Annotated in this window: 27 protein-coding genes and 1 other annotated feature; all 27 genes read left to right on the forward strand. The window is 42.5% G+C overall.

What is annotated here, in order from left to right; genetic code table 11:
• Nucleotides 1–53 precede the first annotated feature (53 nt).
• Entirely contained in the window at nt 54–710 is a 657-nt protein-coding gene (gene sigH, locus MOC09_RS15065; RefSeq protein ID WP_003225758.1) for an RNA polymerase sporulation sigma factor SigH, read from the forward strand.
• 79 nt (nt 711–789) lie between these two features.
• Nucleotides 790–939 carry a 50S ribosomal protein L33 gene (rpmG, locus tag MOC09_RS15070; RefSeq protein WP_003156421.1) on the forward strand — a complete coding sequence of 50 codons (150 nt, stop codon included), beginning with the start codon at nt 790–792 and terminating at the stop codon, nt 937–939.
• Nucleotides 940–972: 33 nt separating this feature from the next.
• The gene (gene secE / locus MOC09_RS15075; RefSeq protein WP_003242024.1) at nt 973–1,152 is read left to right on the forward strand and encodes a preprotein translocase subunit SecE; all 180 of its coding nucleotides are present in this window, start codon (nt 973–975) and stop codon (nt 1,150–1,152) included.
• A 182-nt stretch (nt 1,153–1,334) separates the two neighbouring features.
• The gene (gene nusG / locus MOC09_RS15080) at nt 1,335–1,868 is read left to right on the forward strand and encodes a transcription termination/antitermination protein NusG (protein ID WP_003225764.1); all 534 of its coding nucleotides are present in this window, start codon (nt 1,335–1,337) and stop codon (nt 1,866–1,868) included.
• A gap of 167 nt (nt 1,869–2,035) precedes the next feature.
• Nucleotides 2,036–2,461 carry a 50S ribosomal protein L11 gene (rplK, locus tag MOC09_RS15085; RefSeq protein ID WP_003156430.1) on the forward strand — a complete coding sequence of 142 codons (426 nt, stop codon included), beginning with the start codon at nt 2,036–2,038 and terminating at the stop codon, nt 2,459–2,461.
• 94 nt (nt 2,462–2,555) lie between these two features.
• Nucleotides 2,556–3,254, forward strand: a complete 699-nt coding sequence (gene rplA, locus MOC09_RS15090) for a 50S ribosomal protein L1 (RefSeq protein WP_268362031.1) — start codon at nt 2,556–2,558, stop codon at nt 3,252–3,254.
• Between the two features lie 45 nt (nt 3,255–3,299).
• Nucleotides 3,300–3,440: a sequence feature (ribosomal protein L10 leader region), on the forward strand.
• Nucleotides 3,441–3,505: 65 nt separating this feature from the next.
• Nucleotides 3,506–4,006 (forward strand): 50S ribosomal protein L10, encoded by a 501-nt coding sequence (rplJ, locus tag MOC09_RS15095; RefSeq protein WP_014662526.1) that lies wholly within the window; start codon nt 3,506–3,508, stop codon nt 4,004–4,006.
• Nucleotides 4,007–4,051: 45 nt separating this feature from the next.
• The gene (gene rplL / locus MOC09_RS15100) at nt 4,052–4,423 is read left to right on the forward strand and encodes a 50S ribosomal protein L7/L12 (RefSeq protein ID WP_003156436.1); all 372 of its coding nucleotides are present in this window, start codon (nt 4,052–4,054) and stop codon (nt 4,421–4,423) included.
• 88 nt (nt 4,424–4,511) lie between these two features.
• Nucleotides 4,512–5,117, forward strand: coding sequence for a class I SAM-dependent methyltransferase (locus MOC09_RS15105; protein ID WP_268371014.1), 606 nt, complete (start codon nt 4,512–4,514; stop codon nt 5,115–5,117).
• A gap of 249 nt (nt 5,118–5,366) precedes the next feature.
• The gene (gene rpoB / locus MOC09_RS15110) at nt 5,367–8,948 is read left to right on the forward strand and encodes a DNA-directed RNA polymerase subunit beta (protein ID WP_268371016.1); all 3,582 of its coding nucleotides are present in this window, start codon (nt 5,367–5,369) and stop codon (nt 8,946–8,948) included.
• 61 nt (nt 8,949–9,009) lie between these two features.
• Entirely contained in the window at nt 9,010–12,609 is a 3,600-nt protein-coding gene (gene rpoC / locus MOC09_RS15115) for a DNA-directed RNA polymerase subunit beta' (RefSeq protein ID WP_268367362.1), read from the forward strand.
• Nucleotides 12,610–12,787: 178 nt separating this feature from the next.
• Nucleotides 12,788–13,036 carry a 50S ribosomal protein L7ae-like protein gene (locus MOC09_RS15120; protein ID WP_268367361.1) on the forward strand — a complete coding sequence of 83 codons (249 nt, stop codon included), beginning with the start codon at nt 12,788–12,790 and terminating at the stop codon, nt 13,034–13,036.
• A gap of 113 nt (nt 13,037–13,149) precedes the next feature.
• Nucleotides 13,150–13,566: a 30S ribosomal protein S12 gene (rpsL, locus tag MOC09_RS15125; RefSeq protein ID WP_003225781.1), complete on the forward strand. Its 417-nt coding sequence runs from the start codon at nt 13,150–13,152 to the stop codon at nt 13,564–13,566.
• A gap of 41 nt (nt 13,567–13,607) precedes the next feature.
• Nucleotides 13,608–14,078 carry a 30S ribosomal protein S7 gene (rpsG, locus tag MOC09_RS15130; protein ID WP_003225784.1) on the forward strand — a complete coding sequence of 157 codons (471 nt, stop codon included), beginning with the start codon at nt 13,608–13,610 and terminating at the stop codon, nt 14,076–14,078.
• Nucleotides 14,079–14,131: 53 nt separating this feature from the next.
• Complete coding sequence (fusA, locus tag MOC09_RS15135) at nt 14,132–16,210, forward strand: elongation factor G (RefSeq protein WP_268361319.1); 2,079 nt, start codon at nt 14,132–14,134, stop codon at nt 16,208–16,210.
• Between the two features lie 119 nt (nt 16,211–16,329).
• A complete protein-coding gene (gene tuf, locus MOC09_RS15140; protein WP_268361322.1) occupies nt 16,330–17,520 on the forward strand; it encodes an elongation factor Tu in 1,191 nt (396 codons plus the stop codon).
• A gap of 98 nt (nt 17,521–17,618) precedes the next feature.
• On the forward strand, nt 17,619–18,578 hold the full coding sequence (locus MOC09_RS15145) for an alpha/beta fold hydrolase (RefSeq protein WP_268371017.1): 960 nt from the start codon (nt 17,619–17,621) through the stop codon (nt 18,576–18,578).
• Between the two features lie 233 nt (nt 18,579–18,811).
• A complete protein-coding gene (gene rpsJ / locus MOC09_RS15150; RefSeq protein ID WP_003156464.1) occupies nt 18,812–19,120 on the forward strand; it encodes a 30S ribosomal protein S10 in 309 nt (102 codons plus the stop codon).
• A 39-nt stretch (nt 19,121–19,159) separates the two neighbouring features.
• The gene (gene rplC, locus MOC09_RS15155; RefSeq protein WP_268371019.1) at nt 19,160–19,789 is read left to right on the forward strand and encodes a 50S ribosomal protein L3; all 630 of its coding nucleotides are present in this window, start codon (nt 19,160–19,162) and stop codon (nt 19,787–19,789) included.
• Nucleotides 19,790–19,816: 27 nt separating this feature from the next.
• Entirely contained in the window at nt 19,817–20,440 is a 624-nt protein-coding gene (rplD, locus tag MOC09_RS15160) for a 50S ribosomal protein L4 (protein ID WP_004399658.1), read from the forward strand.
• Complete coding sequence (gene rplW / locus MOC09_RS15165) at nt 20,440–20,727, forward strand: 50S ribosomal protein L23 (RefSeq protein ID WP_003156467.1); 288 nt, start codon at nt 20,440–20,442, stop codon at nt 20,725–20,727. The genes rplD and rplW overlap by 1 nt, the downstream gene beginning before the upstream one ends.
• A gap of 31 nt (nt 20,728–20,758) precedes the next feature.
• Nucleotides 20,759–21,592 (forward strand): 50S ribosomal protein L2, encoded by an 834-nt coding sequence (gene rplB, locus MOC09_RS15170; RefSeq protein ID WP_003225795.1) that lies wholly within the window; start codon nt 20,759–20,761, stop codon nt 21,590–21,592.
• Nucleotides 21,593–21,649: 57 nt separating this feature from the next.
• Nucleotides 21,650–21,928, forward strand: a complete 279-nt coding sequence (rpsS, locus tag MOC09_RS15175) for a 30S ribosomal protein S19 (RefSeq protein ID WP_268361328.1) — start codon at nt 21,650–21,652, stop codon at nt 21,926–21,928.
• A gap of 16 nt (nt 21,929–21,944) precedes the next feature.
• On the forward strand, nt 21,945–22,286 hold the full coding sequence (gene rplV / locus MOC09_RS15180; protein WP_003156475.1) for a 50S ribosomal protein L22: 342 nt from the start codon (nt 21,945–21,947) through the stop codon (nt 22,284–22,286).
• A 3-nt stretch (nt 22,287–22,289) separates the two neighbouring features.
• Nucleotides 22,290–22,946 (forward strand): 30S ribosomal protein S3, encoded by a 657-nt coding sequence (rpsC, locus tag MOC09_RS15185; protein ID WP_003242001.1) that lies wholly within the window; start codon nt 22,290–22,292, stop codon nt 22,944–22,946.
• Nucleotide 22,947: 1 nt separating this feature from the next.
• Nucleotides 22,948–23,382 carry a 50S ribosomal protein L16 gene (gene rplP / locus MOC09_RS15190; protein ID WP_003225801.1) on the forward strand — a complete coding sequence of 145 codons (435 nt, stop codon included), beginning with the start codon at nt 22,948–22,950 and terminating at the stop codon, nt 23,380–23,382.
• Nucleotides 23,372–23,572, forward strand: coding sequence for a 50S ribosomal protein L29 (gene rpmC / locus MOC09_RS15195; protein WP_003156482.1), 201 nt, complete (start codon nt 23,372–23,374; stop codon nt 23,570–23,572). The genes rplP and rpmC overlap by 11 nt, the downstream gene beginning before the upstream one ends.
• The last annotated feature ends 2 nt before the right edge of the window (nt 23,573–23,574 follow it).

A 23,574-nucleotide genomic window follows, 5' to 3' on the forward strand; every position in this document is an offset into this window, starting at 1 on the left:
TTTTTGCCCAATACTGTATAATATTTCTATCTACGTGCGCCGGGGGGATCGGAGTGAATCTACAGAACAACAAGGGAAAATTCAACAAAGAGCAGTTTTGCCAGTTGGAGGACGAGCAGGTCATTGAAAAGGTTCATGTTGGGGACAGTGATGCGTTAGATTACTTGATTACGAAGTACCGAAACTTTGTTCGGGCAAAAGCAAGATCCTATTTTTTAATAGGAGCGGACAGAGAGGATATTGTTCAGGAAGGTATGATAGGCCTCTATAAGTCTATTCGTGACTTCAAAGAGGACAAGCTTACCTCATTCAAAGCTTTCGCAGAATTATGTATTACCCGCCAAATTATTACCGCAATAAAGACAGCTACTCGCCAGAAACACATTCCTTTGAATTCCTACGTCTCATTAGATAAGCCGATTTTTGATGAAGAATCGGACCGAACGCTGCTTGATGTCATTTCAGGAGCGAAAACCTTAAATCCTGAAGAAATGATTATCAATCAAGAAGAATTTGATGATATTGAAATGAAAATGGGCGAACTATTAAGTGATTTAGAGAGAAAAGTACTCGTCTTATATCTTGACGGAAGAAGTTACCAGGAGATTTCCGATGAACTGAACAGGCATGTGAAATCAATCGACAATGCCCTTCAGCGGGTGAAACGCAAGCTGGAGAAGTACTTGGAAATTCGCGAAATCAGTTTGTAATAGGGATTTATGCTATATTGACAGTATTTTTCTGACTATGATATGTTACTAAAGATAAACTAGAAAAAGGTGTAATGACATGAGAAAAAAGATTACGCTAGCATGCAAGACATGCGGAAACCGTAATTATACGACAATGAAGAGCTCTGCATCAGCGGCTGAGCGATTAGAAGTAAAGAAATACTGCAGTACTTGCAATTCACATACAGCTCATCTTGAAACAAAATAGTTTTTGCGCTTTTAAATTGTGGAGGTCTTTTACATGCGTATTATGAGATTCTTTAAAGATGTTGGGAAAGAAATGAAAAAGGTAAGCTGGCCTAAAGGAAAAGAGTTAACGCGTTATACCATTACGGTGATTTCAACAGTTATCTTTTTTGTTATCTTTTTTGCCCTCCTTGACACAGGAATTTCTCAATTAATTCGTTTAATAGTTGAATAATGATCAGCAATACGTGCTATAATAGATCATAATATCACTTGCCAAAACCCGTTCAGCGGGTTTTTTATTGTGGCTTAAAATGAAAGTTATCATAGGCTTGCCGCCTATTTTTTGCTTGAAGCGTTATGGTCATTCACTAAAACCAAATGCGGGGAGGGAAGGACTGGACAGTCCTGAAGAGAATGGAAAAGAATTGGTATGTTGTTCACACGTACTCTGGTTATGAGAATAAAGTAAAAGCCAACTTGGAAAAACGTGTTGAATCAATGGGGATGCAGGATAAAATTTTCCGTGTAGTCGTACCTGAAGAAGAAGAAACGGATATCAAAAACGGCAAGAAGAAAGTCGTGAAAAAGAAAGTATTCCCTGGTTATGTGCTTGTTGAAATTGTAATGACAGACGACTCTTGGTATGTTGTGCGCAACACGCCGGGCGTTACTGGATTCGTAGGATCTGCCGGCTCTGGTTCAAAACCGACGCCGCTGCTTCCTGGCGAAGCAGAAACCATTCTGAAGAGAATGGGCATGGATGAACGCAAAACTGATATTGACTTTGAACTGAAAGAAACAGTGAAAGTAATAGACGGGCCTTTTGCGAACTTTACCGGATCAATTGAAGAGATTGATTATGATAAAAGCAAGGTCAAAGTTTTCGTTAATATGTTCGGCCGTGAAACCCCGGTTGAGCTGGAATTTACCCAAATCGATAAATTGTAATGTGAAAAAACTTGAAATTGCTATATATAAATGATAATATAGCAAAGGTACGTCTTGGACTTATCCAAGGCAACTAGCTTGATATTTCGTCATTCATATAAAGAATGAAACCTTGAGTGGGAGGGTTTACCCTATTACCACATCACGGACTTAAGGAGGTGTGTCTCGTGGCTAAAAAAGTAGTAAAAGTTGTAAAATTGCAAATTCCTGCTGGAAAAGCTAACCCAGCGCCACCAGTTGGACCTGCACTTGGTCAAGCCGGTGTTAACATCATGGGATTCTGTAAGGAGTTTAACGCTCGTACAGCTGACCAAGCTGGTTTAATCATTCCTGTTGAAATTTCGGTTTACGAAGACCGTTCATTTACATTTATTACAAAAACTCCACCTGCTGCAGTATTGCTTAAAAAAGCAGCTGGAATTGAGTCTGGTTCTGGTGAACCAAACCGTAATAAAGTGGCAACCGTTAAGCGCGATAAAGTACGCGAAATCGCTGAAACGAAAATGCCTGACTTAAACGCAGCAGACGTTGAAGCGGCAATGCGCATGGTTGAAGGTACTGCCCGCAGTATGGGTATTGTAATCGAGGATTAATTTGTTTCTTGTCGGGTTGCGAGTTTTCACAAGTTCGCAACCCTTATTCGTGGGAGGTTATTCCGCTATAACCACATAAGGAGGAAATTTTAAAATGGCTAAAAAAGGTAAAAAGTACGTTGAAGCTGCTAAGCTTGTAGACCGTTCAAAAGCTTACGACGTTTCTGAAGCAGTAGCTCTCGTTAAAAAAACAAACACAGCTAAATTCGACGCTACAGTTGAAGTAGCTTTCCGTCTAGGGGTTGACCCTCGTAAAAACGACCAGCAAATCCGTGGAGCAGTTGTTCTTCCAAACGGAACTGGTAAAACTCAGCGCGTTCTCGTTTTCGCAAAAGGCGAAAAAGCGAAAGAAGCTGAAGCTGCTGGTGCAGATTTCGTTGGCGATACTGACTACATCAACAAAATTCAACAAGGCTGGTTCGATTTTGATGTAATCGTAGCTACACCTGACATGATGGGTGAAGTTGGTAAAATCGGTCGTGTACTTGGACCAAAAGGTTTAATGCCAAACCCTAAAACTGGTACAGTTACTTTCGAAGTTGAAAAAGCTGTTAATGAAATCAAAGCTGGTAAAGTTGAATACCGTGTTGATAAAGCTGGAAACATCCATGTTCCTATCGGTAAAGTTTCTTTCGAGGATGAAAAACTTGTTGAGAACTTCACAACAATGTACGATACAATCCTGAAAGCTAAACCTGCTGCAGCAAAAGGCGTATACGTGAAAAACGTTGCTGTAACTTCTACTATGGGACCTGGTGTTAAAGTAGACGCTTCAACTTTCAACGTAAAATAATATTGACATGACATCAACATTCTGATATGATTCAAAATGTTGTAAAATAGAATATCATTTATACCGTAGACAGTAGGGGCCTAACCGCTTAATCATCCTACCGAGGTGTATATTATCACAGCTATTACGTTACGTATGCTTGTATATACAGCCTCCATGTCTCATGGAGGCTTTTTATATGGAATCCGTCGTCTCAGTCGTGATCACCTAACGGTATAAGTGTTACACAAGAATCTACAGGAGGTGTAACCATGAGCAGCGCAATTGAAACAAAAAAAGTTGTTGTTGAAGAAATTGCTTCTAAACTGAAAGAAAGTAAATCAACGATCATCGTTGACTATCGCGGACTTAACGTTTCTGAAGTAACAGAACTTCGTAAACAGCTTCGCGAAGCTAACGTTGAGTTCAAAGTTTACAAAAATACGATGACTCGCCGTGCGGTTGAACAAGCTGAGCTTAATGGTTTGAATGATTTTCTAACTGGACCGAACGCGATCGCATTCAGCACTGAAGATGTTGTCGCTCCGGCTAAAGTTCTTAATGACTTCGCTAAAAATCACGAAGCTCTTGAAATCAAAGCTGGCGTTATCGAAGGTAAAGTTTCTACTGTTGAAGAAGTGAAAGCTCTTGCTGAACTTCCATCACGCGAAGGCTTGCTTTCTATGTTGCTTAGCGTACTTCAAGCTCCAGTTCGCAACTTTGCTCTTGCTGCAAAAGCTGTGGCAGAACAAAAGGAAGAACAAGGCGCTTAATCTAATCAGTTTTTCATAAATTAAAACAAAATGGAGGAATTACAAATGGCTTTAAATATCGAAGAAATCATTGCTTCCGTTAAAGAAGCAACTGTACTTGAATTGAACGACCTAGTAAAAGCAATCGAAGAAGAATTTGGCGTAACTGCTGCTGCACCTGTAGCTGTAGCTGGCGGAGCTGCTGCAGGCGGCGCTGCTGAAGAGCAAAGCGAATTCGACCTTATCCTTGCTGGTGCAGGTTCTCAAAAAATCAAAGTTATCAAAGTTGTACGTGAAATCACTGGTCTTGGCTTGAAAGAAGCTAAAGAACTTGTTGACAACACTCCAAAACCACTTAAAGAAGGTATTGCTAAAGAAGAAGCTGAAGAGCTTAAAGCTAAACTTGAAGAAGTTGGCGCTTCTGTAGAAGTTAAGTAATCTTCACTTACCTGTAGGGGAAGCTCGCTTTTATGAGGCGGGCTTTTTCTTTGCCATTCTTTAAGCCATAAAAAAGGAGGTTCTAATAATGAGTGAGCATTATTATTCAGAAAAACCTTCAGTACAAAGCAACAGGCAAACCTGGTCTTTCCGGCTTCGTAATAAAGATTTCACGTTTACCAGCGACAGCGGGGTTTTTTCGAAAAAGGAAGTTGATTTCGGCTCCCGTCTGCTGATCGATTCTTTTGAAGAGCCTGAAGTTGAGGGCAGCTTTCTGGATGTAGGCTGCGGATACGGCCCAATTGGTTTATCACTGGCTAGCGACTTTAAAGACCGGACCATCCACATGATTGACGTTAATGAGAGAGCCGTAGAGCTATCAAATGAAAATGCGGAACAAAACGGAATAACAAACGTTAAGATTTATCAGAGTGATTTGTTTTCGAACGTTGATTCTGCTCAAACATTTGCTTCTATTCTTACAAATCCCCCAATCCGAGCCGGAAAAAAAGTTGTCCATGCTATCTTTGAGAAAAGCGCTGAACACTTAAAAGCTTCAGGTGAGTTGTGGATCGTCATACAGAAAAAGCAAGGCGCGCCTTCTGCCATTGAAAAGCTCGAGGAATTGTTCGATGAAGTTTCAGTCGTTCAAAAAAAGAAAGGCTATTATATCATAAAAGCAAAAAAAGTTTGACTCGGTATTTTAGCTATGTTAATATTATAAAATGCCAATGTATATATTTTGCTTGATATGATGAAATGTCAATATCTATGTATAAATTATACAAGTATGGAAATGCTAATAAAATCGGTATTTGTTTTTGGATGTGGTTTTCTTAATTAGAAACCCTTTTTTCTTTTGTCTTGTAAAAGTATTTTCTTTCTTAGAAAGAAGAAAATGCTTATTACACATATAATACGCATGATTTGAGGGGTGAATCAGTTGACAGGTCAACTAGTTCAGTATGGACGACACCGCCAGCGCAGAAGCTATGCTCGCATTAGCGAAGTGTTAGAATTACCAAATCTCATTGAAATTCAAACCTCTTCTTATCAGTGGTTTCTTGATGAGGGTCTTAGAGAGATGTTTCAAGACATATCGCCAATTGAGGATTTCACTGGTAACCTCTCTCTTGAGTTCATTGATTATAGTTTAGGTGAGCCTAAATATCCTGTAGAGGAATCAAAAGAACGTGATGTGACTTACTCAGCTCCGCTAAGAGTGAAGGTTCGTTTAATTAACAAAGAAACTGGAGAGGTAAAAGACCAAGATGTCTTCATGGGAGATTTCCCTATTATGACAGACACAGGTACTTTTATCATTAACGGTGCGGAACGCGTTATCGTTTCCCAGCTTGTTCGGTCTCCAAGTGTATATTTCAGTGGTAAAGTAGACAAAAACGGTAAAAAAGGTTTTACCGCAACTGTCATTCCAAACCGTGGCGCATGGTTAGAATACGAAACTGATGCGAAAGATGTTGTTTATGTCCGCATTGATCGCACACGTAAGTTGCCGGTTACGGTTCTTTTGCGTGCTCTCGGCTTCGGCTCCGATCAAGAGATTCTTGATCTCATAGGAGAAAATGAATACCTGCGAAATACGCTTGATAAAGATAACACAGAAAACAGCGACAAAGCGCTGCTTGAAATTTACGAGCGCCTCCGTCCTGGAGAGCCGCCTACAGTAGAAAATGCGAAAAGCTTGCTTGATTCTCGTTTCTTTGATCCGAAACGATACGATCTTGCCAATGTAGGACGCTATAAAATTAATAAAAAACTTCATATTAAGAATCGCCTCTTTAATCAGAGACTTGCTGAAACGCTTGTTGACCCAGAAACAGGAGAAATCCTGGCTGAAAAAGGTCAGATTCTTGATAGAAGAACACTTGATAAAGTACTGCCATACTTAGAAAACGGAATCGGTTTCAGAAAGCTGTATCCGAATGGCGGCGTTGTTGAAGATGAAGTAACCCTTCAATCAATTAAAATCTTTGCTCCGACTGATCAAGAAGGAGAACAGGTTATTAATGTAATCGGCAATGCTTACATTGAAGAAGAGATTAAAAACATTACACCTGCTGATATTATTTCTTCTATCAGCTACTTCTTCAATCTGCTGCACGGAGTAGGCGACACTGATGATATTGATCATCTTGGAAACCGCCGTTTACGTTCTGTAGGCGAGCTTCTCCAGAACCAATTCCGTATCGGTTTAAGCCGTATGGAGCGTGTGGTTCGTGAGAGAATGTCAATTCAAGATACGAATACAATTACGCCTCAGCAGCTGATCAATATTCGTCCTGTTATTGCGTCCATTAAAGAGTTCTTTGGAAGCTCTCAGCTTTCTCAATTCATGGATCAGACGAACCCGCTTGCTGAATTAACGCACAAGCGCCGTCTGTCAGCATTAGGACCGGGCGGATTGACACGTGAGCGTGCCGGAATGGAAGTGCGTGACGTTCACTACTCCCACTATGGCCGTATGTGTCCGATTGAAACGCCTGAGGGCCCGAACATCGGTTTGATCAACTCACTTTCATCTTATGCAAAAGTAAACCGTTTTGGCTTCATTGAAACGCCGTATCGCCGCGTTGACCCAGAAACAGGGAAGGTAACGGGCAGAATCGATTACTTAACTGCTGATGAAGAGGATAACTACGTTGTCGCTCAAGCGAACGCTCGTCTTGATGACGAAGGCGGATTTATTGATGACAGTATCGTAGCCCGTTTCCGCGGGGAGAACACCGTTGTTTCCAGAAACCGTGTGGACTACATGGATGTATCGCCTAAGCAGGTTGTTTCTGCTGCGACAGCATGTATCCCGTTCTTAGAAAACGATGACTCCAACCGTGCCCTCATGGGAGCGAACATGCAGCGTCAGGCTGTGCCTTTGATGCAGCCGGAAGCGCCATTCGTTGGAACTGGTATGGAATACGTATCAGGTAAAGACTCTGGTGCCGCTGTTATTTGTAAACACCCTGGTATCGTTGAACGCGTAGAAGCGAAAAACGTTTGGGTTCGCCGTTATGAAGAAGTAGACGGTCAAAAAGTTAAAGGAAACCTGGATAAATACAGCCTGCTGAAATTTGTCCGCTCTAACCAAGGTACGTGCTACAACCAGCGCCCGATCGTAAGTGTCGGCGATGAAGTGGTAAAAGGAGAAATCCTTGCTGACGGTCCTTCTATGGAGCTTGGTGAACTTGCACTTGGCCGTAACGTAATGGTCGGCTTCATGACATGGGATGGCTACAACTATGAGGATGCCATCATCATGAGTGAACGCCTTGTGAAGGATGATGTTTATACATCTATCCACATTGAAGAATATGAATCAGAAGCACGTGATACGAAACTTGGACCTGAAGAAATCACTCGTGATATACCAAACGTCGGTGAAGATGCGCTTCGCAATCTTGATGACCGCGGAATCATCCGTATTGGGGCAGAAGTAAAAGACGGAGATCTTCTTGTTGGTAAAGTAACGCCTAAAGGCGTAACTGAACTGACTGCAGAAGAACGCCTGCTTCACGCCATCTTTGGTGAAAAAGCCCGCGAGGTTCGTGATACTTCTCTTCGTGTGCCTCACGGCGGCGGCGGAATTATTCACGACGTTAAAGTCTTCAACCGTGAAGAAGGAGATGAACTTCCTCCAGGTGTTAACCAGTTGGTGCGCGTATATATCGTTCAGAAACGTAAGATTTCTGAAGGGGATAAAATGGCCGGTCGTCACGGTAACAAAGGTGTTATCTCTAAGATTCTTCCTGAAGAGGATATGCCTTACCTTCCTGACGGCACACCAATTGATATCATGCTTAACCCGCTGGGCGTACCATCTCGTATGAACATCGGGCAGGTATTGGAGCTTCATATGGGTATGGCCGCTCGTTATCTCGGCATTCACATCGCATCTCCTGTATTTGACGGAGCGCGTGAAGAGGATGTCTGGGAAACACTTGAAGAGGCCGGCATGTCTCGTGACGCCAAAACAGTGCTTTACGACGGACGTACTGGTGAACCGTTTGATAACCGTGTATCTGTCGGTATCATGTACATGATCAAACTGGCCCACATGGTTGACGATAAACTTCATGCACGTTCTACTGGTCCTTACTCACTTGTTACGCAGCAGCCTCTTGGCGGTAAAGCGCAATTTGGCGGACAGCGTTTCGGTGAGATGGAGGTTTGGGCACTTGAAGCTTACGGTGCGGCTTACACTCTTCAAGAAATTCTGACTGTTAAGTCTGATGACGTGGTTGGACGTGTGAAAACATATGAAGCCATCGTTAAAGGCGACAACGTTCCTGAACCAGGTGTTCCGGAATCATTCAAAGTATTAATCAAAGAACTTCAAAGCTTAGGTATGGATGTCAAAATCCTCTCCAGTGATGAAGAAGAAATAGAAATGAGAGATTTAGAAGACGAAGAAGATGCGAAACAAGCTGACGGCCTGGCATTATCAGGTGATGAAGAGCCGGAAGAAACAGCATCTGCAGACGTTGAACGCGATGTAGTAACAAAAGAATAATCTCTAGTTATAAAGGCAAGTGACATCGGTTAATCCGAAGATAAAAAGGGAGGTAGGCCCCTTGCTAGATGTGAACAATTTTGAGTATATGAACATCGGTCTTGCTTCACCGGATAAAATCCGTTCATGGTCTTTTGGTGAAGTGAAAAAGCCTGAAACGATAAACTATCGTACGTTAAAACCTGAAAAGGACGGTCTATTCTGCGAACGCATTTTCGGACCGACTAAGGACTGGGAATGTCATTGCGGGAAGTACAAGCGAGTTCGTTATAAAGGCGTAGTTTGTGACCGCTGCGGAGTCGAAGTAACACGGGCTAAAGTCCGTCGTGAGAGAATGGGGCACATTGAACTGGCTGCCCCAGTTTCCCACATTTGGTATTTCAAAGGTATTCCAAGCCGTATGGGTCTTGTGCTGGATATGTCACCTCGTGCTTTAGAGGAAGTCATTTACTTTGCTTCTTACGTTGTAACTGATCCGGCAAACACACCGCTTGAAAAGAAACAGCTTCTGTCTGAGAAGGAATACCGTGCTTATCTTGATAAATACGGTAATAAATTCCAAGCGTCTATGGGTGCAGAAGCGATTCACAAACTTCTTCAAGATATCGATCTTGTAAAAGAAGTGGATATGTTAAAAGAAGAGCTGAAAACATCACAAGGTCAGCGTCGTACTCGTGCGATCAAACGCCTTGAAGTTTTAGAAGCCTTCCGTAACTCAGGAAACAAGCCTTCTTGGATGATCCTTGATGTGCTGCCTGTTATTCCTCCTGAGCTTAGACCGATGGTTCAGCTAGATGGCGGACGTTTTGCGACTTCTGATTTGAACGACCTTTATCGTCGTGTCATTAACCGTAACAATCGTTTGAAACGCCTTCTGGACCTTGGTGCGCCTAGCATCATCGTTCAAAACGAAAAACGTATGCTTCAAGAGGCTGTCGATGCCCTAATTGACAACGGCCGCCGCGGACGTCCTGTAACAGGTCCTGGTAACAGACCGTTAAAATCTCTTTCTCACATGCTGAAAGGGAAGCAAGGTCGTTTCCGTCAAAACCTTCTTGGTAAACGTGTCGATTACTCCGGACGTTCTGTAATCGTCGTTGGTCCTCATTTAAAAATGTACCAATGCGGATTACCGAAGGAAATGGCGCTTGAACTTTTCAAACCTTTCGTTATGAAAGAGCTTGTTGAAAAAGGTCTTGCTCACAACATTAAGAGTGCGAAACGCAAAATTGAGCGCGTACAGCCTGAAGTATGGGATGTACTGGAATCAGTTATTAAGGAGCATCCGGTACTTCTGAACCGTGCCCCTACACTTCACAGATTGGGTATCCAAGCGTTTGAACCAACACTTGTTGAAGGACGCGCAATCCGTCTTCACCCGCTCGTATGTACAGCTTATAACGCTGACTTTGACGGTGACCAAATGGCGGTACACGTACCATTATCTGCTGAAGCACAAGCTGAGGCACGCATCTTGATGCTTGCTGCCCAAAACATCTTGAACCCTAAAGATGGTAAACCGGTTGTAACGCCGTCTCAGGATATGGTACTGGGTAACTACTACCTGACTCTTGAGCGTGCCGGTGCTGTCGGTGAAGGTATGGTCTTCAAGAATACTGATGAAGCGCTTCTCGCGTATCAAAACGGATATGTTCACCTTCATACGAGAGTGGCTGTTGCAGCGAACTCCCTTAAGAATGTGACATTTACCGAAGAACAGCGCTCAAAATTGTTAATTACAACTGTCGGTAAGCTGATCTTCAATGAAATTCTTCCGGAATCATTCCCTTACATGAATGAACCAACGAAGAGCAATATTGAAGAGAAAACACCTGACCGTTTCTTCTTAGAAAAAGGTGCTGATGTTAAAGCTATCATTGCACAGCAGCCAATCAATGCACCATTTAAAAAAGGTATTCTGGGTAAAATCATCGCGGAAATCTTTAAACGATTCCATATCACGGAAACGTCTAAAATGCTTGACCGCATGAAAAACCTAGGTTTCAAATATTCAACAAAAGCTGGTATTACAGTTGGGGTTTCTGACATCGTCGTACTCGATGATAAACAAGAAATTCTTGAGGAAGCGCAAAGCAAAGTTGATAACGTTATGAAGCAGTTCCGCCGCGGTCTTATTACAGAAGAAGAGCGCTATGAGAGAGTCATCTCTATCTGGAGTGCTGCAAAAGACGTTATCCAAGGCAAACTGATGAAATCACTTGATGAACTCAACCCGATCTACATGATGAGTGACTCTGGTGCCCGTGGTAACGCGTCTAACTTTACGCAGCTTGCCGGAATGCGCGGTCTGATGGCCAACCCGGCTGGACGTATCATTGAGTTGCCGATCAAATCAAGTTTCCGTGAAGGTCTGACAGTATTGGAGTACTTTATCTCCACTCACGGTGCGCGTAAAGGTCTTGCCGATACCGCCCTTAAAACTGCTGACTCAGGTTACCTTACACGCCGTCTCGTTGACGTTGCGCAAGATGTTATCATTCGTGAAACTGATTGTGGAACTGACCGAGGCATCCTTGCTAAGCCTCTTAAAGAAGGAACTGAAACCATTGAGCGTTTAGAAGAACGCTTAGTCGGCCGTTTTGCACGAAAACAAGTGAAGCACCCTGAAACAGGTGAAGTGCTTGTTAATGAAAACGAACTGATCGATGAAGATAAGGCTTTAGAAATTGTGGAAGCTGGAATTGAAGAAGTGTGGATCCGTTCTGCCTTCACATGTAATACGCCTCATGGTGTATGTAAACGATGCTATGGCCGAAATCTTGCAACTGGATCCGATGTTGAAGTCGGTGAAGCTGTCGGTATCATTGCTGCCCAATCAATCGGTGAGCCTGGTACGCAGTTAACAATGCGTACATTCCATACAGGCGGGGTTGCCGGAGACGATATCACACAGGGTCTTCCGCGTATTCAAGAGCTTTTCGAAGCACGTAATCCGAAAGGTCAGGCAACAATTACAGAGATCGACGGTACAGTCGTTGAGATCAATGAAGTTCGTGATAAGCAACAGGAAATTGTGGTTCAAGGCGCAGTAGAAACACGTTCTTATACGGCACCTTATAACTCCCGCTTGAAAGTAGCGGAAGGAGATAAAATTACTCGAGGCCAAGTACTGACAGAAGGTTCAATCGATCCGAAAGAGCTTCTCAAAGTGACTGACCTGACTACTGTTCAAGAGTATCTTCTCCATGAGGTTCAAAAGGTTTACCGTATGCAGGGTGTTGAAATTGGTGATAAACACGTAGAGGTAATGGTTCGCCAGATGCTTCGCAAAGTCCGCGTGATTGACGCTGGTGACACTGATGTGCTTCCAGGTACATTGCTTGATATTCACCAATTTACTGAAGCGAACAAAAAGGTATTGCTTGAAGGCAATCGTCCTGCTACAGGGCGTCCTGTCTTGCTCGGTATTACAAAAGCATCTCTTGAGACAGATTCATTCTTATCTGCTGCTTCCTTCCAGGAAACCACACGTGTCCTTACAGATGCAGCAATTAAAGGTAAGCGTGACGAGCTTCTCGGCTTGAAAGAGAATGTTATCATCGGTAAGCTTGTTCCAGCTGGTACAGGTATGATGAAATACCGTAAAGTAAAGCCAGTTTCAAATGTTCAGCCAACTGAAGACATGGTGCCGGTTGAATAATTGATTTAAAACTGCTGAAAGACTGCCAAAACAGTCTTTCAGCAGATATATTTAATAAAAAATCACTCTATGAGATGAGCGAAACTAAAAAATGTCATACATTGTTGACATTCGTCTCCTAGAATGATAATATAACCAAGGTGCTCGAAATAAACCTGTTACTTTGGAGGATATGTTTATGTCTTATGATAAAGTATCACAGGCCAAATCAATTATTATTGGTACGAAGCAAACAGTGAAAGCTCTAAAACGAGGTTCAGTAAAGGAAGTAGTCGTTGCAAAAGACGCAGATCCGGTACTCACGTCAAGTGTAGTTTCACTTGCGGAAGATCAAGGGATCTCTGTCTCAATGGTTGAATCCATGAAAAAGCTCGGCAAAGCCTGCGGAATTGAGGTAGGAGCAGCCGCTGTTGCCATTATTTTATAACGTACTTTTGTTTTTGCGTAAGATTTCATCTTGTGTAAAGACATTGTTTTTTGCCTTTTGATGAACCACCTGGGTATGTGGGTTATAAAACGCAATGAAGGGAGGAAAATAATATGCCTACAATTAATCAGCTAATTCGCAAAGGACGCGTGAGTAAAGTAGAAAACTCAAAGTCTCCTGCACTTAACAAAGGATACAACAGCTTTAAAAAAGAGCACACTAACGTATCTTCTCCACAAAAACGCGGGGTATGTACTCGTGTTGGTACAATGACACCGAAAAAACCGAACTCAGCACTTCGTAAATATGCTCGTGTTCGTTTAACTAACGGAATCGAGGTTACTGCTTACATTCCTGGTATCGGTCACAACCTGCAAGAGCACAGTGTTGTACTTATCCGCGGCGGACGTGTAAAGGACTTACCAGGGGTACGTTACCACATCGTTCGTGGTGCGCTTGACACTGCTGGAGTTGAAAACCGTGCGCAAGGCCGTTCTAAATACGGTACGAAAAAACCTAAAGCAAAATAATAAACGAAAATACGCATAATTGATGAAGGGAGGATATTCAGATGCCACGTAAAGGTCCTGTAGCAAAAAGAGACGTTTTACCTGATCCGATTTACAACTCTAAGCTTGTATCTCGTCTAATCAACAAAATGATGATCGATGGTAAAAAAGGTAAGTCTCAAACAATCCTATACAAGTCATTCGATATCATTAAAGAACGTACTGGCAATGATGCAATGGAGGTTTTCGAACAAGCATTGAAAAACATCATGCCTGTACTTGAAGTAAAAGCACGCCGTGTAGGTGGTGCGAACTACCAAGTTCCTGTAGAAGTTCGTCCTGAACGTCGTACGACTCTTGGACTTCGCTGGTTAGTTAACTACGCTCGTCTTCGCGGTGAAAAAACGATGGAAGAGCGTTTAGCTAACGAAATCCTTGACGCAGCTAACAACACTGGTGCTGCTGTTAAGAAACGTGAAGACACTCATAAGATGGCTGAAGCAAACAAAGCATTTGCTCACTATCGCTGGTAGGATTTATATATTAACAAAACACAATTTCCTAATAAGGAAGGAGAAATTACCCAATGGCAAGAGAGTTCTCCTTAGAAAAAACTCGTAATATCGGAATCATGGCTCACATCGATGCCGGTAAAACGACTACTACAGAACGTATCTTGTTCTATACTGGTCGTATCCACAAGATTGGTGAAACTCACGAAGGAGCTTCACAAATGGACTGGATGGAGCAGGAACAAGAACGTGGTATCACAATCACTTCCGCTGCGACAACTGCACAGTGGAAAGGATACCGCGTAAACATCATCGATACTCCAGGACACGTAGACTTCACAGTTGAAGTTGAACGTTCTCTTCGTGTACTTGATGGTGCTGTTGCTGTACTTGACGCTCAATCAGGCGTTGAGCCTCAAACAGAAACTGTTTGGCGTCAGGCAACAACTTACGGAGTACCTCGTATCGTTTTTGTTAACAAAATGGACAAAATCGGTGCGGACTTCCTTTACTCTGTAGGAACTTTAAGAGACCGTCTTCAAGCAAACGCTCATGCAATTCAATTGCCGATCGGTGCTGAAGATAACTTCGAAGGTATCATCGACCTTGTAGAAAACGTTGCGTATTTCTATGAAGATGACCTTGGAACTCGCTCTGATGCGAAAGAAATCCCTGAAGAGTACAAAGAGCAAGCTGAAGAGCTTCGCAACAGTCTTATTGAAGCTGTATGTGAGCTTGATGAAGAGCTTATGGATAAATACCTTGAGGGTGAAGAAATCACGATTGACGAGTTAAAAGCAGGTATTCGTAAAGGTACATTAAATGTTGAGTTCTACCCTGTTCTTGTTGGTTCTGCCTTCAAAAACAAAGGTGTTCAACTAGTACTTGATGCTGTTCTTGACTACCTTCCTGCACCAACAGACGTTGCTGCAATCAAAGGTGTTCGTCCTGATACAAATGAAGAGATTGAGCGTCATTCTTCTGATGAAGAGCCATTCTCTGCATTAGCATTTAAAGTTATGACTGACCCTTACGTTGGTAAGCTGACGTTCTTCCGTGTGTACTCTGGAACACTTGATTCCGGTTCATACGTGAAAAACTCTACTAAAGGCAAACGTGAGCGTGTTGGACGTATTCTTCAAATGCACGCTAACAGCCGTGAAGAAATCTCTACTGTTTACGCAGGGGATATCGCAGCTGCTGTAGGTCTAAAAGATACTACTACTGGAGATACTCTATGTGATGAGAAGGATCTTGTTATCCTTGAGTCAATGGAATTCCCAGAACCAGTTATCGACGTCGCTATTGAGCCTAAATCAAAAGCTGACCAAGATAAAATGGGTATCGCTTTAGCGAAACTTGCTGAAGAAGACCCTACATTCCGTACTCAAACAAACCCAGAAACTGGCCAAACGATCATCTCTGGTATGGGTGAACTTCACCTTGATATCATTGTTGACCGTATGAAACGCGAATTTAAAGTAGAAGCCAATGTTGGTGCTCCTCAGGTTGCGTACCGTGAAACATTCCGTACCGGTGCAAAAGTTGAAGGTAAATTCGTACGTCAGTCTGGTGGACGCGGTCAGTTCGGACACGTTTGGATCGAATTCGAACCAAACGAAGAAGGCGCTGGCTTTGAATTTGAAAATGCGATTGTCGGTGGGGTTGTTCCTCGTGAATACATCCCAGCTGTTCAAGCAGGTCTGGAAGATGCACTTGAAAATGGTGTACTAGCAGGCTTCCCGCTTATCGACATTAAAGCTAAACTTTTCGACGGTTCTTACCATGATGTTGACTCAAACGAAATGGCATTTAAAGTTGCTGCTTCTATGGCATTGAAAAATGCAGTCAGCAAATGTAACCCAGTTCTTCTTGAACCAATCATGAAAGTAGAAGTGGTTATTCCAGAAGAATACATGGGAGATATCATGGGTGATATCACTTCACGTCGCGGACGCGTAGAAGGTATGGAAGCACGCGGTAACGCTCAAGTTGTTCGTGCTATGGTTCCTCTTGCTGAAATGTTCGGTTACGCTACTGCACTTCGTTCTAACACGCAAGGTCGCGGTACGTTCACTATGCACATGGATCACTACGAAGAAGTGCCGAAGAGCGTCGCAGAAGAAATTATCAAAAAAAATAAAGGCGAATAATTGATTTTGCCACTTAACTCAAGTATAACTACTATTGTAAGATGAGGAAGTGAAAGCTTTCTTTCACTTCCTATCACTCTATACATTACTAATTAAAAGCTCTTAAGGAGGATTTTAGAATGGCTAAAGAAAAATTCGACCGTTCCAAATCACATGCCAATATTGGTACAATTGGACACGTTGACCATGGTAAAACAACTTTAACTGCTGCTATCACAACAGTACTTCATAAGAAATCTGGTAAAGGTACAGCTATGGCGTACGATCAAATTGATGGTGCACCAGAAGAACGCGAGCGCGGTATCACAATCTCTACTGCACACGTTGAGTACGAAACTGAAACTCGTCACTATGCACACGTTGACTGCCCAGGACACGCTGACTATGTTAAAAACATGATCACTGGTGCTGCGCAAATGGACGGAGCTATCCTTGTAGTATCTGCTGCTGATGGCCCAATGCCACAAACTCGTGAGCACATCCTTCTTTCTAAAAACGTTGGTGTGCCATACATCGTTGTATTCTTAAACAAATGCGACATGGTAGACGACGAAGAGCTTCTTGAACTAGTTGAAATGGAAGTTCGCGATCTTCTTAGCGAATATGACTTCCCTGGTGATGATGTACCAGTTGTTAAAGGTTCTGCTCTTAAAGCTCTTGAAGGAGATGCTGAGTGGGAAGCAAAAATCTTCGAACTTATGGATGCGGTTGATGAGTACATCCCAACTCCAGAACGTGACACTGAAAAACCATTCATGATGCCAGTTGAGGACGTATTCTCAATCACTGGTCGTGGTACAGTTGCTACTGGCCGTGTAGAACGCGGACAAGTTAAAGTCGGTGACGAAGTTGAAATCATCGGTCTTCAAGATGAGAACAAGAAAACAACTGTTACAGGTGTTGAAATGTTCCGTAAGCTTCTTGATTACGCTGAAGCTGGTGACAACATTGGTGCCCTTCTTCGCGGTGTATCTCGTGAAGAAATCCAACGTGGTCAAGTACTTGCTAAACCAGGTACAATCACTCCACACAGCAAATTCAAAGCTGAAGTTTACGTTCTTTCTAAAGAAGAGGGTGGACGTCATACTCCATTCTTCTCTAACTACCGTCCTCAGTTCTACTTCCGTACAACTGACGTAACTGGTATCATCCAACTTCCAGAAGGCGTAGAAATGGTTATGCCTGGAGACAACACTGAAATGAACGTTGAACTTATCTCTACAATCGCTATCGAAGAAGGAACTCGTTTCTCTATTCGTGAAGGCGGACGTACTGTTGGTTCAGGCGTTGTTTCTACAATCACTGAGTAATAGTATCATGATAAACGAGACCCCTGCGGGTCTCGTTTTTTGTTTACTTATCTTTTTCTTGTATAGTAAGAGCTATCATATTTGAGGGGCTAATTTTTATGATTCCTGAAAAGAGATCAATCGCTATCATGAAAGAACTGAACATTGAAAATACCAAGCAAATGCTGATGATTAATGGAACTGATGTGAAGAATCCATTGCTGCTTTTTTTACATGGCGGTCCGGGGACACCCCAAATCGGATATGTTAGGCATTATCAAAAAGAACTGGAACAGCATTTTACAGTAGTACATTGGGATCAAAGAGGTTCAGGGCTTTCTTATTCAAAGAGAATTCCCCATCACTCCATGAACATTCAACATTTTATTAATGATGCAATTCATGTCACTCAATGGCTTCTAGCTCATTTTTCAAAAACAAAATTATATCTTGTCGGCTATTCGTGGGGCTCCCTACTAGCACTTTATGTACTGCAGCAGCGTCCGGATTTGTTTTACGCGTACTATGGAATTAGCCAGGTTGTTAACCCTCACTATGAAGAATCAGCTTCCTACCAATATCTACGCGAAATCTCTGATGCAAAGAGTGCAAGTATAATTTCTCCGCTCATACGCTTCATCGGCCCCCCGCCTTGGGAAAAGGATATCCAGCATCTTATTTATCGGTTTTGTGTCGAGGTGAGCAGGGGAGGATTCACTTACCATCGTCGTCATATCTTTTCCGTATTTTTTCAAATGCTCACTGGCAGTGAGTATGGAATAAAAAACATGCACAAATTCCTGAAAGGACAGCGATTTGCCAAAAAACATTTAACTGATGAGTTGTACAGGTTTAATGCATTCACATCAGTTCCTTCTATTAAAGTACCATGTTATTTTATTTCGGGAAGACACGATTTAATTGTTCCTGCAGAAATTTCGAAACAGTATTATCGAAGGCTTGAGGCACCTGAAAAGCGCTGGCTTCAATTTGAGAATTCTGCTCATGCGCCGCATATCGAGGAGCCGTCATTATTTGCGAGCACACTAAATCTCCACGCATTGCACCACTTATGTTAGAGCCTTGATAAATAAGAAAAACACCTGTATAATAAAAAAAGTGTGCAAACCATGCATATATTAAATAAGTCTTGCAACATACGTCTATTTTCTGTATAATGGTGTATGTTGGTCTTTGACTGCGATGAAGTGAGAGGTTGCTGACACACCCGGCCGCTTTGCCATGGCAAGGTGTTCAGGTTTTTCTCACGGAGAACTGTCTAACGTGATGTAGGCGAAAAGGAGGGAAAATAATGGCAAAACAAAAAATTCGTATTCGTTTGAAAGCATATGATCATAGAATCCTTGATCAATCTGCAGAGAAGATTGTTGAAACGGCAAAACGTTCTGGTGCCAGCGTATCTGGTCCGATCCCATTGCCAACTGAAAAATCAGTTTACACAATCCTTCGTGCGGTGCACAAATACAAAGATTCTCGTGAGCAATTTGAAATGCGTACACATAAACGTTTAATCGACATTGTGAACCCAACACCACAAACTGTTGATGCTCTCATGCGATTAGATTTACCATCTGGTGTCGATATCGAAATTAAACTTTAATTCTAAAATATAGAATGATCTTAATAGGAGGTGTGACGAATGACCAAAGGAATCTTAGGAAGAAAAATTGGTATGACGCAAGTATTCGCTGAAAATGGTGATCTTATTCCGGTAACTGTTATTGAAGCTGCTCCAAACGTTGTTCTTCAAAAGAAAACAACTGAAAACGACGGTTATGAAGCAATCCAGCTTGGTTTTGATGACAAGCGTGAAAAGCTTTCTAACAAACCTGAAAAAGGACACGTTGCAAAAGCGGAAACTGCTCCTAAGCGCTTCGTTAAAGAATTACGCGGAGTGGAAATGGATGCGTATGAAGTTGGTCAGGAAGTCAAGGTTGAAATTTTCTCTGCTGGAGAAATCGTAGATGTAACAGGAGTATCTAAAGGTAAAGGTTTCCAAGGTGCAATCAAGCGCCACGGACAATCTCGCGGACCTATGTCTCACGGTTCACGCTACCACCGTCGTCCTGGTTCAATGGGACCTGTAGATCCTAACCGTGTATTCAAAGGTAAATTATTACCTGGACGTATGGGCGGAGATCAAATCACTGTTCAAAACCTTGAAGTCGTAAAAGTTGATGCAGAACGCAATCTTCTTTTGATCAAAGGTAACGTACCTGGTGCGAAGAAATCTTTAATCACTGTTAAAAGTGCTGTTAAATCTAAATAACTCTCTTAGGAAAGGAGGAAATTGATCATGCCAAAAGTAGCATTATACAACCAAAACGGTTCTACTGCTGGTGACATCGAATTAAACGCTTCTGTATTTGGTATCGAGCCAAATGAGAGTGTTGTATTCGACGCTATTCTTATGCAAAGAGCTTCCTTACGTCAAGGAACTCACAAAGTAAAAAATCGTTCTGAAGTACGCGGCGGAGGTCGTAAACCATGGCGTCAAAAAGGTACTGGACGTGCCCGTCAAGGTTCTATCCGTTCACCGCAATGGCGCGGAGGTGGTGTCGTATTCGGCCCAACACCACGCAGCTATTCTTATAAATTACCTAAAAAAGTTCGCCGCTTGGCAATCAAATCAGTATTGTCTTCTAAAGTGATCGACAACAACATCATCGTTCTTGAAGATCTTACTCTTGATACGGCTAAAACAAAAGAAATGGCAGCTATCCTTAAAGGGTTATCTGTTGAGAAAAAAGCTTTAATCGTAACTGCGGATGCTAACGAAGCAGTAGCTTTATCTGCTCGCAACATTCCTGGAGTTACTGTAGTTGAAGCTAACGGAATCAACGTTTTAGACGTTGTCAACCACGAGAAGCTTCTGATTACAAAAGCAGCGGTTGAAAAAGTAGAGGAGGTGCTTGCATAATGAAAGATCCTCGTGATGTTCTAAAGCGCCCCGTCATTACTGAACGTTCTGCTGATTTAATGACTGAAAAGAAATATACTTTTGAAGTCGATGTAAGAGCTAACAAAACAGAAGTGAAAGACGCTGTTGAAAGCATCTTTGGAGTGAAAGTTGACAAAGTCAACATCATGAACTACAAAGGTAAATCAAAACGTGTCGGACGCTACACTGGTATGACTAGCCGTCGCAGAAAAGCGATCGTAAAACTTACTGCAGACAGCAAAGAAATCGAAATTTTTGAAGCTTAATTATCTGTAAAAAGAAGGAGGGAAATTCAAAATGGCGATTAAAAAGTATAAACCGACCTCTAATGGACGTCGTGGCATGACAACTTCAGATTTTGCTGAAATCACGACTGACAAGCCGGAAAAATCCTTGCTTGCTCCCCTTCACAAAAAAGGCGGACGTAACAACCAAGGTAAATTGACTGTACGTCACCAAGGTGGCGGACATAAACGCCAATACCGTGTTATCGACTTCAAACGCGATAAAGATGGTATACCTGGACGCGTTGCTACAGTTGAATACGATCCAAACCGTTCAGCTAACATCGCTCTAATCAACTATGCAGACGGAGAAAAACGTTACATTCTTGCTCCTAAAGGAATTCAAGTGGGTACTGAAATCATGTCAGGTCCTGAAGCTGACATTAAAGTAGGTAATGCACTTCCACTTATCAACATCCCTGTTGGTACAGTTGTGCATAACATTGAATTAAAACCTGGTAAAGGCGGACAGCTTGTACGTTCAGCTGGTACATCTGCTCAGGTTCTTGGTAAAGAAGGTAAATACGTTCTTGTACGTCTTAACTCTGGTGAAGTTCGCATGATTCTTTCTGCTTGCCGTGCTTCTATCGGTCAAGTAGGTAACGAACAGCACGAACTTATCAACATTGGTAAAGCTGGACGTTCTCGCTGGAAAGGCATCCGCCCTACAGTTCGTGGTTCTGTAATGAACCCTAACGATCACCCACACGGTGGTGGTGAAGGACGTGCGCCAATCGGACGTAAATCACCAATGTCTCCATGGGGTAAACCAACTCTTGGATTCAAGACACGTAAGAAAAAGAACAAATCTGATAAATTTATCGTACGTCGTCGTAAAAATAAATAACGGGGTTGTCTACGGTTCTCTTCGGACCGTAGTGCAATCACGAAGGGAGGTTCCAAAATGGCTCGCAGCTTGAAAAAAGGACCATTTGTTGATGGACACTTGATGACAAAAATCGAGAAATTAAATGAAGCAGACAAGAAACAAGTCGTAAAAACTTGGTCTCGTCGTTCTACTATTTTCCCACAGTTTATTGGTCACACAATTGCAGTCTATGACGGACGTAAACACGTGCCTGTATTCATCTCTGAAGATATGGTAGGGCACAAGTTGGGTGAATTCGCTCCAACTCGTACGTACAAAGGTCATGCTAGTGATGACAAAAAAACAAGACGCTAAGAGAGGAGGCTTTTAAATGCAAGCTAAAGCTGTTGCAAGAACAGTCCGTATTGCTCCTCGTAAAGCACGTCTAGTAATGGACCTGATTCGAGGCAAGCAAGTAGGTGAGGCAGTATCAATCTTGAACCTTACACCAAGAGCTGCTTCTCCAATTATTGAGAAAGTATTAAAATCCGCTATTGCAAATGCTGAGCATAACTATGAAATGGACGCTAACAACCTGGTTATTTCTCAAGCATTCGTTGACGAAGGCCCTACGTTAAAAAGATTCCGCCCACGTGCTATGGGACGTGCGAGCCAAATCAACAAACGTACGAGCCACATTACAATCGTTGTATCAGAAAAGAAGGAGGGATAAGTAGTGGGTCAAAAGGTAAATCCAGTCGGTCTTCGTATCGGAGTCATTCGTGATTGGGAATCTAAGTGGTACGCTGGTAAAGATTACGCTGACTTCCTGCACGAAGATTTAAAAATTCGTGAATACATTAGCAAACGCCTTTCTGACGCTTCTGTTTCTAAAGTAGAAATCGAGCGTGCAGCAAACCGCGTTAACATTACGATCCACACAGCTAAGCCTGGTATGGTTATCGGTAAAGGCGGTTCAGAAGTTGAAGCACTTCGCAAAGCCCTTAACAGCCTTACTGGCAAGCGTGTACACATTAACATTCTTGAAATCAAAAGAGCAGATCTTGATGCACAGCTAGTTGCTGACAACATCGCTCGTCAATTAGAAAACCGTGTTTCTTTCCGCCGTGCGCAGAAACAACAAATCCAACGTACTATGCGTGCTGGAGCACAAGGTGTGAAAACAATGGTTTCTGGTCGTCTTGGCGGTGCAGATATCGCTCGTTCTGAATATTACAGTGAAGGAACTGTTCCATTGCACACATTGCGTGCGGACATTGACTATGCAACATCTGAAGCTGACACTACTTACGGTAAGCTTGGTGTAAAAGTCTGGATCTATCGTGGAGAGGTTCTTCCTACTAAGAAGAAAACTGAGGAAGGAGGAAAATAATATGTTATTACCAAAACGCGTTAAATATCGCAGAGAGCATCGCGGAAAAATGCGTGGCCGTGCGAAAGGCGGTACTGAAGTACATTTCGGTGAATTCGGTATCCAAGCTCTAGAGGCTTCATGGATCACTAACCGTCAAATCGAAGCTGCACGTATTGCGATGACTCGTTACATGAAACGTGGCGGTAAAGTTTGGATCAAAATTTTCCCTTCTAAACCTTACACTGCTAAACCGCTTGAGGTACGTATGGGATCCGGTAAAGGGGCTCCAGAAGGTTGGGTAGCTGTTGTAAAACCGGGCAAAGTTTTATTTGAAATTTCTGGTGTGTCTGAAGAGGTTGCTCGTGAAGCGCTTCGTCTTGCATCTCACAAATTGCCAATTAAAACGAAGTTCGTAAAACGTGAAGAAATTGGTGGTGAATCAAATGAAAGCTAATGAAATTCGTGACCTTACCACTGCTGAAATTGAACAAAAAGTAAAGTCTCTTAAAGAAGAACTTTTCAATCTTCGCTTTCAATTAGCGACAGGACAACTTGAAAATACTGCTCGCATTCGTGAAGTGCGCAAAGCTATCGCGCGCATGAAAACTGTGATTCGTGAAAGAGAAATTGCTGCTAATAAATAATC

The sequence above is a fragment of the Bacillus sp. N12A5 genome (assembly GCF_026790125.1).
Classification (GTDB): Bacteria; Bacillota; Bacilli; order Bacillales; family Bacillaceae; genus Bacillus.

What these genes read in the sequence shown, in the direction of transcription:
- rpmG (WP_003156421.1), top strand. Translation starts at nt 790, where the DNA reads ATGAGAAAAAAGATTACGCTAGCATGCAAGACATGCGGAAACCGTAAT.
- secE (WP_003242024.1), top strand. Translation starts at nt 973, where the DNA reads ATGCGTATTATGAGATTCTTTAAAGATGTTGGGAAAGAAATGAAAAAG.
- nusG (WP_003225764.1), top strand. Translation starts at nt 1,335, where the DNA reads ATGGAAAAGAATTGGTATGTTGTTCACACGTACTCTGGTTATGAGAAT.
- rplA (WP_268362031.1), top strand. Translation starts at nt 2,556, where the DNA reads ATGGCTAAAAAAGGTAAAAAGTACGTTGAAGCTGCTAAGCTTGTAGAC.
- rplJ (WP_014662526.1), top strand. Translation starts at nt 3,506, where the DNA reads ATGAGCAGCGCAATTGAAACAAAAAAAGTTGTTGTTGAAGAAATTGCT.
- rplL (WP_003156436.1), top strand. Translation starts at nt 4,052, where the DNA reads ATGGCTTTAAATATCGAAGAAATCATTGCTTCCGTTAAAGAAGCAACT.
- MOC09_RS15105 (WP_268371014.1), top strand. Translation starts at nt 4,512, where the DNA reads ATGAGTGAGCATTATTATTCAGAAAAACCTTCAGTACAAAGCAACAGG.
- MOC09_RS15120 (WP_268367361.1), top strand. Translation starts at nt 12,788, where the DNA reads ATGTCTTATGATAAAGTATCACAGGCCAAATCAATTATTATTGGTACG.
- rpsL (WP_003225781.1), top strand. Translation starts at nt 13,150, where the DNA reads ATGCCTACAATTAATCAGCTAATTCGCAAAGGACGCGTGAGTAAAGTA.
- rpsG (WP_003225784.1), top strand. Translation starts at nt 13,608, where the DNA reads ATGCCACGTAAAGGTCCTGTAGCAAAAAGAGACGTTTTACCTGATCCG.
- fusA (WP_268361319.1), top strand. Translation starts at nt 14,132, where the DNA reads ATGGCAAGAGAGTTCTCCTTAGAAAAAACTCGTAATATCGGAATCATG.
- tuf (WP_268361322.1), top strand. Translation starts at nt 16,330, where the DNA reads ATGGCTAAAGAAAAATTCGACCGTTCCAAATCACATGCCAATATTGGT.
- MOC09_RS15145 (WP_268371017.1), top strand. Translation starts at nt 17,619, where the DNA reads ATGATTCCTGAAAAGAGATCAATCGCTATCATGAAAGAACTGAACATT.
- rpsJ (WP_003156464.1), top strand. Translation starts at nt 18,812, where the DNA reads ATGGCAAAACAAAAAATTCGTATTCGTTTGAAAGCATATGATCATAGA.
- rplC (WP_268371019.1), top strand. Translation starts at nt 19,160, where the DNA reads ATGACCAAAGGAATCTTAGGAAGAAAAATTGGTATGACGCAAGTATTC.
- rplD (WP_004399658.1), top strand. Translation starts at nt 19,817, where the DNA reads ATGCCAAAAGTAGCATTATACAACCAAAACGGTTCTACTGCTGGTGAC.
- rplW (WP_003156467.1), top strand. Translation starts at nt 20,440, where the DNA reads ATGAAAGATCCTCGTGATGTTCTAAAGCGCCCCGTCATTACTGAACGT.
- rplB (WP_003225795.1), top strand. Translation starts at nt 20,759, where the DNA reads ATGGCGATTAAAAAGTATAAACCGACCTCTAATGGACGTCGTGGCATG.
- rpsS (WP_268361328.1), top strand. Translation starts at nt 21,650, where the DNA reads ATGGCTCGCAGCTTGAAAAAAGGACCATTTGTTGATGGACACTTGATG.
- rplV (WP_003156475.1), top strand. Translation starts at nt 21,945, where the DNA reads ATGCAAGCTAAAGCTGTTGCAAGAACAGTCCGTATTGCTCCTCGTAAA.
- rplP (WP_003225801.1), top strand. Translation starts at nt 22,948, where the DNA reads ATGTTATTACCAAAACGCGTTAAATATCGCAGAGAGCATCGCGGAAAA.
- rpmC (WP_003156482.1), top strand. Translation starts at nt 23,372, where the DNA reads ATGAAAGCTAATGAAATTCGTGACCTTACCACTGCTGAAATTGAACAA.